At 36.6% G+C, this 13,181-nt stretch carries 13 protein-coding genes and 1 pseudogene; 1 reads left to right on the top strand and 13 read right to left on the bottom strand.

Annotated elements, in window-relative coordinates; translation table 11 throughout:
- Window positions 1-33: 33 nt before the first annotated feature.
- Together AC4GZ8_RS07705 and AC4GZ8_RS07700 are read right to left on the bottom strand one after the other, a co-directional pair.
- Complete coding sequence (locus tag AC4GZ8_RS07705) at window positions 34-690, bottom strand: DUF421 domain-containing protein (protein ID WP_491081256.1); 657 nt, start codon at window positions 688-690, stop codon at window positions 34-36.
- Window positions 691-765: 75 nt separating this feature from the next.
- Window positions 766-2,058, bottom strand: a complete 1,293-nt coding sequence (locus AC4GZ8_RS07700; RefSeq protein WP_491081254.1) for an ArsB/NhaD family transporter — start codon at window positions 2,056-2,058, stop codon at window positions 766-768.
- Window positions 2,059-2,288: 230 nt separating this feature from the next.
- On the opposite strand from AC4GZ8_RS07700, the gene AC4GZ8_RS07695 reads away from it, so the two are divergent.
- A complete protein-coding gene (locus AC4GZ8_RS07695; protein ID WP_491081253.1) occupies window positions 2,289-2,672 on the top strand; it encodes a TIGR04086 family membrane protein in 384 nt (127 codons plus the stop codon).
- 40 nt (window positions 2,673-2,712) lie between these two features.
- Here the strand turns inward: AC4GZ8_RS07695 and yajC are convergent, their stop codons facing one another.
- The 11 genes and pseudogenes from yajC to nadC all read right to left on the bottom strand — a co-directional run bounded on the left by yajC (window position 2,713) and on the right by nadC (window position 13,181).
- Window positions 2,713-2,973, bottom strand: a complete 261-nt coding sequence (yajC, locus tag AC4GZ8_RS07690; protein WP_491081252.1) for a preprotein translocase subunit YajC — start codon at window positions 2,971-2,973, stop codon at window positions 2,713-2,715.
- A gap of 24 nt (window positions 2,974-2,997) precedes the next feature.
- A complete protein-coding gene (gene tgt, locus AC4GZ8_RS07685; RefSeq protein ID WP_491081251.1) occupies window positions 2,998-4,143 on the bottom strand; it encodes a tRNA guanosine(34) transglycosylase Tgt in 1,146 nt (381 codons plus the stop codon).
- A gap of 388 nt (window positions 4,144-4,531) precedes the next feature.
- Window positions 4,532-5,560, bottom strand: coding sequence for a tRNA preQ1(34) S-adenosylmethionine ribosyltransferase-isomerase QueA (gene queA, locus AC4GZ8_RS07680; protein WP_491081572.1), 1,029 nt, complete (start codon window positions 5,558-5,560; stop codon window positions 4,532-4,534).
- Window positions 5,561-5,608: 48 nt separating this feature from the next.
- Window positions 5,609-5,809 carry a DUF2905 domain-containing protein gene (locus tag AC4GZ8_RS07675; protein ID WP_491081250.1) on the bottom strand — a complete coding sequence of 67 codons (201 nt, stop codon included), beginning with the start codon at window positions 5,807-5,809 and terminating at the stop codon, window positions 5,609-5,611.
- The gene (gene ruvB / locus AC4GZ8_RS07670; protein WP_491081249.1) at window positions 5,802-6,806 is read right to left on the bottom strand and encodes a Holliday junction branch migration DNA helicase RuvB; all 1,005 of its coding nucleotides are present in this window, start codon (window positions 6,804-6,806) and stop codon (window positions 5,802-5,804) included. Before ruvB ends, AC4GZ8_RS07675 begins: the two co-directional genes overlap by 8 nt.
- Before the next feature lie 11 nt (window positions 6,807-6,817).
- A complete protein-coding gene (gene ruvA / locus AC4GZ8_RS07665) occupies window positions 6,818-7,426 on the bottom strand; it encodes a Holliday junction branch migration protein RuvA (RefSeq protein ID WP_491081248.1) in 609 nt (202 codons plus the stop codon).
- A gap of 285 nt (window positions 7,427-7,711) precedes the next feature.
- Complete coding sequence (locus tag AC4GZ8_RS07660) at window positions 7,712-8,242, bottom strand: BofC C-terminal domain-containing protein (protein ID WP_491081247.1); 531 nt, start codon at window positions 8,240-8,242, stop codon at window positions 7,712-7,714.
- Between the two features lie 167 nt (window positions 8,243-8,409).
- On the bottom strand, window positions 8,410-9,135 hold the full coding sequence (locus tag AC4GZ8_RS07655) for a YhcN/YlaJ family sporulation lipoprotein (RefSeq protein WP_491081246.1): 726 nt from the start codon (window positions 9,133-9,135) through the stop codon (window positions 8,410-8,412).
- A 1,625-nt stretch (window positions 9,136-10,760) separates the two neighbouring features.
- Window positions 10,761-10,917, bottom strand: a pseudogene (gene safA, locus AC4GZ8_RS07650) (SafA/ExsA family spore coat assembly protein); the annotation flags it as partial.
- Between the two features lie 311 nt (window positions 10,918-11,228).
- Window positions 11,229-12,338 carry a quinolinate synthase NadA gene (gene nadA / locus AC4GZ8_RS07645; protein ID WP_491081245.1) on the bottom strand — a complete coding sequence of 370 codons (1,110 nt, stop codon included), beginning with the start codon at window positions 12,336-12,338 and terminating at the stop codon, window positions 11,229-11,231.
- A 12-nt stretch (window positions 12,339-12,350) separates the two neighbouring features.
- On the bottom strand, window positions 12,351-13,181 hold the full coding sequence (nadC, locus tag AC4GZ8_RS07640) for a carboxylating nicotinate-nucleotide diphosphorylase (protein WP_491081244.1): 831 nt from the start codon (window positions 13,179-13,181) through the stop codon (window positions 12,351-12,353).

Genomic DNA, 13,181 nt, shown 5'->3' with positions numbered 1-13,181 from the left:
ATTTTCTCAGCTTTGCTTTCCTTTTTTGAATAATTACTTTTCTTCGTTCTTTAAATCAATATAAAATACCCCTTTTCCAAATGTACATAATGAAATTTGTTTTGTTTCTTTATAACCTAATTTTCTCAGCTGTTGTCTTAACCAAAGATTATTTTTTTTAATAATGTCTAAATTATTCTCCTGGATAATCCCATCCACAATAAGAGGCAATTGTAGTTCAGGCTGTCTTGATTGTGTTTTTTGCTTTTCAATAACTGATAGCTTTCCTGTTGGTTCAAGAATGGCAAACTCGACATCTGCCACATTATTGATATTCTTATCTCGAAGCTGTGTCATTAAATCATCAAAATTATATCGTTGCGTCTTCATTGCATGTTCATCAACTTTTCCATGGTTAATAATAATAGTAGGTTTTCCGTCTAATAAATGTCTAACCTTTTGATTTTTTAAAGATATATAGGCCAAGGAGATTTGGATGATCATCAAGCCAAGCATTGGAATGATCGTATGTATGAGTGGATCTTTATGATCTTCAATAGCGGTTACCGCCAATTCTGCAATCATGATAAAAACCACTAGGTCTAAGATACTCAATTCTCCTATTTCTCTTTTTCCCATTACTCTAAATATAAAGACAATGAGAAAATAAAGAATTAAGGTTCGAATCAAAATCGTGAAATAAAATTCCACCGCATGACCTCCTTTCCACCTATTCCTTATCACTTATTGTAAACGAGAAGCTAACATTTATGTAAGGTATTCACTTTACATTGTAAAGTGAAGCAAGTATCGAAAATAGACATAAACAGAAGATACTCCTAGCGAAATAATCACAATTGGAAACCCAACTTTAAAAAATTCAATAAAGTTGATATTTTCCTTTTCCTTTGCTGCCAATCCGGCAACAACCAAATTTGAACTCGCTCCCAACAGCGTCCCGTTTCCTCCTAAGCATGCTCCTAATGCTAATGACCACCACAATGGATCTAGATTTGTCATTCCATAATCTTTAAATTCAAGGATTACTGGTATCATTGCAGCAACAAAAGGAATATTATCAACAAACCCAGATAACAGCCCTGTCATCCATAGAATTAACATGGCCGTCTTAGGTAAATCACCTTCTGTATATAAAACTAACCCTCTAGCAAATTCATCAATGATTCCAACTTCCTCCAGTCCGCCTATTAGCATAAATAAACCAATAAAGAAAAATAATGTCCCCCATTCAACCTGTTTAAAAACCTCATCAGGTTTATACTCATCATGTGTGAGTAATAACAATAATAATGCTCCTGCCAATGCAATACTTGTTAAATCAATGTGTAGAAGAGGGTTCAATGTGAAACCTAATATGGTAACCATTAAAACTGAAACTGATTTTGGCAATGCTGGGGATAATTTCAAATAATCCCTTGCCTTAATAGAAGATAATTTTTTTTGATCAATGTGACTCACTTGTAATTTATCCCAATAAATAAAAATTAAATAACCTAAGATAACAGAATAAATAAGAAGGACAATTGGGCTTAGGTGTATAAGAAAAGCATTAAATGTTAAATGGTCTACCGCTTGACCGATCATGATATTAGGGGGATCTCCAATTAAAGTAGCCGTCCCCCCAATATTTGATGCAATAATAATGGAAATTAAGTATGGAATGGCTGGTATACTGAGCATCCTCACAATCGTTAATATAATTGGTACTAGTAATAGAACCATTGTTACATTGGCTAAAAATGCTGATCCGATAGCTGTTAAAGTAGAAATAACAATGAGTAATGGAATAGGCCGACCTTTAACCGCTTTTGCCATCACAATTGCGACGTATTCAAACACACCGGTTTGGCTTGTAATTATCACAATGAGCATCATTGCAAATAATAAAGCAATCGTATTCCAATCAATATATGTTACAAATGCCTTGTTAACATCGTATATTCCCACAATAAGCATAGCGATTCCACCTAAACCTGCCGCTAGTGCCCGATCAATTTTCTCTGTCATGATGACAATATAGGTGATGAAAAAGATGACAACTGTTAATATTGTAAACACTGCCTAATCCCTCCTTTATCATGAAGCTTCTATCTAGAGATCTATCTCCAAAAAACATCTCAATCACATCGTACTTCTAAAACAAAACAGCAAGTCCCCTTTATACCATCATATGATGCAAGTCCACTAAAATATTTGTAGTCTATTTTTTTCTTCTATGAATATTCTGTAATAAGACGAGCATAAACAAGCTCGAATATATCTTGTTTAGGTGGAAAGGGGGAACCTCTGTGGAAACAAAAAAATGGGGAAAAGCGATCTTATATGGTCTCATCACCATTTTTGTTATTGCCTTAGTTACAAGTCTAATATTTTCTCTACTTTTAAAGTTCACGAATCTTACTGAATCTTCTATTACATGGATCATACTCGGTTTATCTATTTTTGCTTTGTTCATAGGAGGCTTTGTCGCTGGGGGTAACGGAAGGGAAAAAGGATGGCTTATTGGAGGTATTACTGCTCTTCTTTTCTCTCTCATTATTCTTTTATTTAAATTTTTAGGGTATGGTGAGATGTTTTCCATGCATGAGCTCATGTATCATGGCGGATTTTTATTAGTAGCGATGTTAGGTGGAATATTTGGAGTTAATATGGCTTCTTCTAGAGCAAAATAAAACCAGGGCCAATAAACCCTGGTTTTTTATTATGTACTTGTCAGTCTTTAATAACTTCGCGTACAGATTTACGATCAAATGTTAAACGAGTTCCATCCCCAACTTTTAGAACGATTTTGTTCTCATCAATTGAGTCAAGGATACCGTGTAATCCACCGATTGTAACAATCTTGTCGCCCTTTTGAAGGCTGTTTTGCATTTCGCGAACCGCTTTTTGTTGTTTTTGTTGCGGACGAATTAGCAAGAAATAAAAAATCGCAAACATTAATACTAACGGTAAGACTGTTCCTAACATTTCCATTTATATCACCCCTTTCATGCATTATTAAAAGTTTTTAGCATTCGGTTTATTAAATCCATATGCTTCAAAAAATTCATCTCGGAAATCACCTAAACGGTCTTCACGAATTGCTTGTCTAACTTTCTCCATTAAGTTTACCAGAAAATATAGGTTATGATAAGAAGTTAATCTCAATCCAAATGTTTCATCACTTTTTATTAAATGACGAATATAGGCACGAGAATAATTTCTACATGTATAGCAATCACAATTTTCATCTAATGGTCCAAAGTCTCTAGCATACTTTGCATTTTTCACGACTAAGCGTCCTTCGCTTGTCATGAGTGTACCATTACGGGCAATTCGAGTCGGAAGTACGCAATCAAACATATCAATTCCTCGAATAGCACCATCTATTAAGGAATCTGGTGAACCTACTCCCATTAAATATCGCGGCTTGTTATCAGGCATTAATGGAGTTGTGAATTCTAACACACGGTTCATCACATCCTTAGGTTCCCCTACTGATAAACCGCCAACCGCATAACCTGGAAAATCCATTGATACCAAATCTTTAGCACTTTGCTTCCTGAGCTCTTCATATTCTCCTCCCTGAATAATACCAAATAAACCTTGATCGTTTGGACGTCCATGAGCCTTTAAGCATCGCTCTGCCCAACGGCTCGTACGCTCAACCGATTTCTTCATATAATCATATTCAGCAGGATATGGTGGACATTCATCAAAAGCCATCATAATATCAGATCCTAAATCATTTTGAATCTGCATCGCTTTTTCTGGCGATAAGAAAAGCTTATCTCCGTTTAAATGATTCCTGAAGTGAACCCCTTCTTCCTCAATTTTACGAAATTCACTTAAACTAAAGACTTGGAATCCGCCAGAATCTGTTAAAATTGCACGATCCCAATTCATGAATTTATGTAGGCCGCCGGCTTCCTTGACAATCTCATTCCCAGGACGTAACCATAAATGATAGGTATTACTCAGAATAATACCTGCTCCCATTTCCTTAAGCTCTTCGGGAGACATTGTTTTAACTGTTGCTAATGTTCCAACAGGCATAAACACAGGAGTCTCAAAACTGCCATGTGGTGTATGGACCCTTCCTAGTCTTGCTCCTGTTTGTTTACATGTTTTTATAAGTTCGTACCGAATTGGTGAAGTTGACACCCTATTTCCTCCTTAATAAGAAAAGCGCAAGCGCCTTGGTCATCGCCTTACAAACTAAGAGGAGCATCGACTAAAGATTTTGGAAACACGGTAAGCGAAGCGAACCGGTGTTGGCTTATCGTAGGGAGATGCTCTGAAGTTTGATAGGCGATAGGCGCTGGGGCTAGATACCTACACTAAGTACAAAATTTTATACTTCCTAATCTGTGAACAAAAGCGAAAGCGCCTCGATCAACCTCGGGCAAATAAGACGCAAATGAATAAAAGATGTTCTTGTCTTCAATTCATTTGTGGCTAGACCCTAGAGGGGCTAGGCGCTGGAGCTGGATGTCCTGCGCTTTTCTATCGTTCTAAAATTTTATAAATCCTTCAATATTTTCAACTCATTTTAAATAATTAGCATCGCATCTCCAAAGCTAAAAAAACGATACTTTTCTTTTACTGCTGTTTCATATGCATTCATTACATATTCTCTTGAAGCTAAAGCACTGACTAACATAATAAGAGATGATTTAGGAAGATGGAAGTTTGTAATCATTCCATCAATTCCTTTAAACTCATACCCGGGATAAATGAAAATATTGGTCCAGCCGCTTTCAGCAACAAATTGACCATTATGTTTTGAAGCAATCGTTTCAAGAGTTCGTGTTGAAGTTGTCCCTACAGAGATAATTCTACCGCCTTTTAACCTTACTTCATTTAACAGAGCTGCAGTACCATCTGTTACTTGATAAAACTCTGCATGCATTTCATGCTCTTCTACTGTTTCCGCACTTACAGGGCGGAAGGTTCCTAAACCGACATGCAGGGTAATAAAGGCAAGATGAACTCCCTTTTTCTTTAATTGTTCAAGAATTTCTTCAGTAAAGTGAAGTCCAGCTGTTGGAGCTGCTGCAGAACCAATTTCTCGAGAGAAAACAGTCTGGTAGCGTTCGCGATCATCTAATTGTTCTTTAATATAAGGTGGTAAAGGCATCTCTCCTAATGCATCAAGCACTTCGTAAAAAATTCCTTCATAGTCAAACTTCAGCAGTCTGCCACCATGGTCACTAGTTCCAACGCATGTCGCCTTCAAGGTACCTGATCCAAATGTGATAACAGTTCCTTCTTTTACTCTTTTAGCAGGTTTAATCAGTGTTTCCCATATATCTTCTTCCTGTTGCTTTAGTAATAAAACTTCAATACTCGCACCTGTATCTTCTTTCATCCCAAATAAGCGTGCTGGCATTACCCTAGTATTATTTAAAACTAAGCAATCGCCTTCTTTTAAATAATCTATAATGGATTTAAACGATTCATGTTTTAATTCGCCATTATCTTTCTGAAGGACCATTAATCTAGAAGCATCACGTTCTTTTAATGGGACTTGTGCAATCAATTCTTCAGGAAGATGAAAATCAAATAATTCTACTTTCAACATATTCACCTAATTTCTACCTTACTTGTGTCTTTTTTACGTAACTAGCTATTTAAATCTGCCAAAAAGGGAGAACACAAACGAAAGAATGATACTGACAACAATACACGTTACAATTGGAAAGAATACTGTCGTGTTTCCTTTTTTAAACACAATATCTCCTGGTAGTTTTCCAATAAACTGCATAAAAAATCCAACAACAAGAAGGATTCCGCCAATAATCATTAAAATTTTTGGAAAATCAATCATGATGAGGAGCCTCCATTTGAAAATGTTGATAAACAAGATCAGTTACAATTCTTCCCCTAGGCGTTCGTTGTAAAAAGCCAATTTGTAATAAATAAGGCTCATAAACGTCCTCAATTGTATGTGATTCTTCTCCTATTGTTGCCGAGATTGTATCAATTCCAACCGGACCTCCACGAAATTTCTCAATAATTCCCAAAAGAAGCTTATGATCGATATGATCAAGACCTAATTTATCCACCTGAAGTCTTTCAAGTGCATCAACTGCTAATTGGGTTGATATCGATTCTTCACCCATTACTTGTGCAAAATCTCTTACCCTTTTAAGCAGGCGATTAGCTATCCTCGGTGTACCCCTAGATCTTCTAGCCATTTCGATCGCTGCTTCATGTTCCAATCCAATACCAAATAGATCAGCTGTTCTTTCAATAATATAAGCAAGCTGTTTCTCATTATAATATTCCAGTCTACTTAAAACACCAAACCGATCACGAAGTGGAGCGGTTAAAAGACCCACTCGAGTCGTGGCCCCGATTAACGTAAAAGGAGGAAGATCTAAACGGACAGATCTTGCAGTAGACCCTTTCCCAATCACAATATCCAAGCAAAAATCTTCCATCGCTGGATACAGTACTTCCTCAATAGATCGATGCAAACGATGAATTTCGTCGATAAATAATACATCACCAGGTTCCAAGGCTGTTAATACAGCCGCTAAATCACCTGGTCTTTCGATCGCAGGGCCGGAGGTTGTTCTTATATTAACCCCCATTTCATTGGCAATAATCGTCGCTAAAGTTGTTTTTCCTAAACCAGGCGGTCCATATAAAAGAACATGATCAAGTGTTTCACTCCGCATCTTCGCAGCTTCAATGAACACACTTAAATTTTCCTTTACCTTGTCTTGACCTATATATTGAGACAATGTTTGGGGTCTTAAGCTTTGTTCTATATACGATTCTTGTAAATCCGCTTCACTTGATACAAGGCGTTCATCCATGAGTTATCACCTTACTTTAATAGCTTTTGTAATGCTTTTTTTACATATTGATCCGTTGTTAAGGTTTCTTCTTGTAAGGATGGGACAATTTTTTTAATTTCGCGTTCAGCATATCCTAGCACCTTTAAAGCCTCTATTGCTTCGCTTAAAGCATGATTTGACGACTCTTTATATTCTACTTCTTCATGATTAAAAAGATCAGGAGAATATAATGCGGCAACTTCTCCAAGCTTTCCCTTTAGATCTAGAATGATTTGACGAGCTGTTTTTTTCCCAACACCTGGGAACTTAACTAAAAATGTATCATTTTCATTTTCTATCGCCTCAATTACTTGGGATGGATTTCCAGATGCTAAAATTGCCAATGCTCCCTTTGGGCCGATCCCAGTGACATTTAATAACTTCATAAACAATGCTTTTTCTTCTCTTGTAGTGAATCCATATAACGCAATTACATCTTCTCTCACATGCTGATATGTATAAACAATCGTTTCTTCTTTACGGCTTTTGGTATAACTAAAAGGGTTAGGAGCATGAATTTGATAACCCATTCCTTGATGGTCGAGGACAATATATTCTGGAGTAATATGGTCCACATACCCTTTTATAAATTCAATCATTTTTTTCACCTCTTGTGACTGTTCCTCATTGTATCAAATAATTTCTTTTATCTGAAGAAATTTATATTTTTGCGTACAATTGTTCTCATCATTCTATCATACCATTTTTATTTATAAGTTTGTATCCAATTGCTGATTTTTTCATTAAACTTGGAAGTTAATTTTCCTATTTTAAACAACTTCATTTTACTTGCAATTACCTATAATTTTTCACCTTTTTTATATCAAACAAAAAAGCCAACCTGAAAATTGAGCTCTCAGATTAGCTTATCATATGATAGATGATCACTTTTTTTCAATCTTTGAATATGTTTCATATGCTTTTAATACTTCTAAATAATGATCTTTTGATTCAATCCTTATCCCTTCCATTAATTCATCATGTTTGTGGCTCTCTAATTTTTCGACATCGATCTGAAAAAAAGATTGAATAATATCATTGGAACCTGGCCTTCCATTAAAAATAGAAAATCTGCCATCCCCAGTAATGCCGAAATAACCATTAGTCTTTAGTAAAGGTGATATATCGTCAACTTCCTTCCGAAATACTACAATCTCCCTATTATGATCAAGAAGTTGCCATCCAGTATACAATTCCCATATATCTTCCATTGAGGAAACATTCTCCTGAATAATTTCTTCACTTATCTCGCCATCCAAATATTTTCTTTGTAATACAACTTTTACAGATAATAGCGATTGAATACTATTTTCTTTTGCCCAAATATGTGTTGTATTTACACTCATAAAACCAATAAGGAGAAAAACAATAAAACTGCACACGATAAGGATGCGACTGTGATAAAACCTTCTCACCTATCTCACCTCGCTCAAATAAATTAACACTTAAACATTTATTATTGTAGCCATTAATAGAAGTTTTAACCAAAAATGAACGTTAAACACTTACAATAAAAAAACTTCGCTTGTTACTATCCTAAAAGCAAAAAACAAGGGAGAGGCTCCCTTGTTTCTTAATACGATTATCGGTTGTTTACATTAAATGGACGTTGGACTGCATCCCCTAGATCGTCTAATAATTCGTTTACGTCAGTATCAATAACATCTCTGTCAACACCGTTTTGAATATCGTTATCGATGTTACGAATACGAGTAAATGCCCCTTCATCTGTCACAACTTGAACATTTCTTCCATCAGCCATTTTGCGAGCTTGTTGTGTGATTTTTTCTTTCATATCTTGATCATTCCGATCATTTGTATCAATAGCTACTAACACATTATCATCAGTCACAACTACACGTGCATCATCAACATTGTCCATTTTTTCCACTGAATTCTTTATTTTTTGAGCGATTTCACCGTCTCCACGATTATAATAACCCACTTCATTTAAGTGTCTATGATAATTCGTATCTCCATTGCTATAGCGATTATCGCGAACAAGTCCAGTATCCCTGTTACCAAGTGGAACTGTCGGATTGGTCATATTACGATTGTTATCACGGTTATTTACTTGGCGAAAATAATGATTTCGATTATCACCATCATTCATCCCATCCATCATTTCTGTAACAGGGCCTTCATTATCTACTCCATTAGTATCTTCGTTCGTATAGTATCCCATCGGTTGAGCTTGATTAGTGTTTCGATTATCATCTATTGCACCTTGATCACCATTACAAGCTGTTAAACCTGTTGTTAAAAGTGCAATTGCCGTCATAGCAGCCGCTTTTTTACCTTTTGTCAAAACAATAACCTCCCTGGAATAAAAAGATACAACATTCTGAGCATTGCTTGAAGTAATACTTGCTCAATACTATCTTGCACCTTAACAGGGAGGATGACTCTGTTAGTTATCGGCAACACTCTTAAATAATGGAGGAAGAACAAAAGCGAAAACACTTGAGTTCATGCAATTTATCATTTCCTGGCAGTAAAAAAGAAGGAGTTAAAGTACTCCTTCCCAATGTGTAGATAAAATAAAATTCCCAGCCCTTCAGACTAATTGCTAACGCTTGCTCCTCAAAGCACGAAGCATGGTGAGGAGCGGAGTTTACCGGAGTGTAATGAGCACCGCAGCAACAAGAAGAGTAACAGCAAAAGCAGAAGGGCCTTGACCAGCCTCAGGCAAATAAGACGCAAATGAATAGAAGATGTTCTTTGTCTTCAATTCATTTTGGCTTATGTCCTCGAGGGGCTAGGCGCTGTAGCTAGACTTTATAAGAGAGCGAGCTTTTGTCAACAGTCTGAGCAGGAGTAAAAGTACTCCTGCTTTCATGTTTTTTTAATCCTCTTCTTCCTCACGATCATAGTTAGGCATTCCGAACATTTGACTACCTGCACCAGGCATTTGTTGGGCTTGATTATATCCGTATTGTCCGTATGGTGCAAAAGGCTGCGGTGCCATCATTGGCTGCTGGCCATAGAAAGGTTGTTGCATCTGGTAGCCACCATATGGTGCCGGTGCAGGACCACCACAACCACAATCTCCTTGATCATACGATGGAGCAACAGCCTGTGGATATGGTTGATTTTCATAATCAGGTGCTGCATCATATGCCCCTAAAACTTGATTCGGATAACCATTAAATCCTGGTCCTGGCATAACAGGTGATACGGGTACACCAGCATATGGATTAACTGGGAAGCCAGGTCCATAATGTGCTGGAGCAACAGCTTGTGGGTAAGCCATATTTGGTGCTGCTGCTTGGTTTTCATAGTCATAGTCATCATCATCGTCATCATCATATTCAGCAGGGCTAACTGCTGTTGGATAAGGCTGATGAGCTGGCATCATTGCAGGTGCGTATCCATATGGCATAGGATGCATAGGATAATATGGTGGACATAGTCCTGAACCAGGTAAAACTGGTGATACAGGAACCATATACTGTGGTGCAACATATTGTGGCTGATACATTGCTGGTTGTACTTGTGTCGGCATTTGCATATTAGGGATGTTCTGCATATTTGGTACATTAGGCATGTTAGCCATATCTTTTAAATCCTCCTCTTGTTGGTCTTTTGGCAAGTAATATGGCTCTGCTTTTTCTTCCTCTGCCTCGTCTTTCGTCATTTCAGGTAATACATTTGCTGGCTTTTGAGGTAAGGGCGGATTTACCATATTCGGCATCATAGCCATATTCACCGTATAATAATTATTCACATCCAACCCAGTATATACCGGATGCTGGGCATTAGGTACAGGCGGTATATACGGTTTTGATGGTTTTTCTTTTACAGGTTCTTTTGGAGCTGTATCTTCAACATCTACAACAGCCTTGGGTTTTTCTTTTGCAAATGGATGTTCAGCTTTTGGCATTTCTTTTTTAACAGGTGAAGTTTGTTGAATTGGTGCTTCTTTTTTCACAGCAACATTCCCAGAAGGTACTTTAATCTTCATACCAGGCATTATTAAATCAGGATTACTTAGTTGTGTATTCATACTCTTTAATTCTACAAAATCAACCCCATATTTTTTTGCAATTTTCCATAAAGTATCGCCTTTTTGGACAATATGAATTTTCAATGCTTTCCCTCCTAAGCAAAAAAATAAATCTACCATCACTTGTACATGATGGAGTAATGACCATAATGAATTTCTTTTGACTAAATTGCATTCATTATGTCGAACAAGTTAAAAATCACAATAATGCCAAACAATCTTCATAACAATTTATGATAGTGAAATGGCTAATATGATAAAAATGCTCACAAAAGTGGATAAACCTATTAAAGGAAGCTATGTTATTATGCCTATGATGATGAATTTAGGATTATTAACCCGAACATAAAAAAGAACCTGCCACTTCCTAAAGTAGCTGGTTCCTTTGGAAACTTTTATACGTTTGCAAGCATTCGATCTAAAGCCAAGACAGCATCCTTTGTTATGTGTTCAGGTACTGTAATTTGATTAATGATTTCGCCATTTTCCAGGCCTTCTAAAGTCCATAATAAATGAGGTAAATCGATCCGATTCATTGTTAAACATGGGCACATATATGGATTTAATGATACAATCCTTTTATCCTGGTGGTTTTGAATAATACGGTTTACCAGATTCATTTCTGTCCCAATCGCCCATTTTGTTCCTGGTTTAGCCGCTTCAATCATGTCAATAATATATTTTGTAGACCCAGCATAATCAGACAATCCTACTACCTCACGGCTGCACTCTGGATGAACAATAATCTTCATATCTGGTTCAGTTTGACGAATATGTTCAATATTTTTCACTGTAAAATTTTCATGAACAGAGCAGTGACCTTTCCAGAGAATCACAATAATATCTTCTACATTTCCATTATACTCAAGCTCATTGCTAATAGGATTCCATATCGCCATACGATCTAATGGGATACCTAAATCGAAGGCAGTATTTCTTCCTAGATGCTGGTCAGGTAAAAATAATATTCTTTCCTTTTTCTTAAAGGCCCACTCAAGCATTTTTTTTGCATTTGAAGATGTGACGGTAGCTCCGCCATTTTTACCAACAAATGCTTTAATAGCTGCTGTAGAATTTACATATGTTAATGGTAAAATTGTATCCCCAAAAATCCCCTGTAAATTTTCCCAGGCACGATCCGTTTGCTCGATATCAGCCATGTCCGCCATTGAACAACCCGCTCTCATATCCGGTAAAATTACTTTTTGGCTTTCTGATGTTAGCATATCCGCAGTTTCAGCCATAAAGTGTACACCGCAAAATACGATATACTCAGCTTCTTTGTTTAATGCAGCTGCTTGAGCTAACTGTAATGAATCCCCTGTTACATCTGAAAATTGGACAACCTCATCCTTTTGATAGTGATGTCCAGGAATATATAGTTTAGACCCAAATTTATTTTTTATATCTCGAACACGCTGCTCCATTTCCTCTATTGATAAATTTTTATAAGATTCAGGCATCATTTCTCTTTTTTCATGTTCCAGAATATCTAGTAATTCCATTGTTAATTCCCCCTATTCAACATTCATGCTAATATCCAATGATTGATACGAGTGGGTCAGCATTCCTAATGAAATATAGTCAACATTCGTTTCTCTATAGTCAGCAAGGTTATGCATTCCAATGCCTCCTGACGCTTCAGTTATAATTGATTTCGGTGTCATCTCGACGAATCTTGCCACTTCCTCAGGTGAACGATTATCAAACATAATCACATCTGCTTTTGATTCAATTGCCTCAAGTAGTTGTTCTTCTGTTTCAATTTCCACTTCAATCTTCACCATATGCCCTGTTTGATTTCTCACTTTTTTTACTGCCTTTGAAATCGATCCGGCAAAAGCAATGTGGTTATCCTTAATCATGACGCCATCATAAAGTCCAAATCGATGATTAAAGCCTCCACCACATCGAACGGCATATTTTTCAAACATTCTAAAGCCTGGAGACGTTTTTCGTGTATCACAAATTCTTGTATGGCTTGAATTAAGAAATTGAACTGCTTTATTCGTTAAAGTAGCAATTCCGCTCATTCGCTGAATTACGTTTAATATTACACGTTCCCCGCTTAAAATAATAGAAACAGGACCGTTAATTTCAGCAATGATATCCCCTTTTTTCACAGGATCTCCATCTTGTTTTTTTATCTTTAAGTGGAGATCAGATTGAAACAGTGAATAGCCCGTCTTTATGATATCTGTTCCAGCAAAAATCCCCTCTTCTTTTGCTAATATGACGGCTTCACCCTTTGCTTCTTTGCCAAAAATCGTTTGACTAGAGATATCAATTTCGCCGAGATCTTCTAAAAAAAATTCTTCTAGCTTTTTCTTTAATTTGATCGTATGCAT

It is taken from the genome of Metabacillus sp. RB-C-LZQ-3-1, from assembly GCF_058315175.1.
This window is presented reverse-complemented; position numbering and strand designations above follow the sequence as displayed.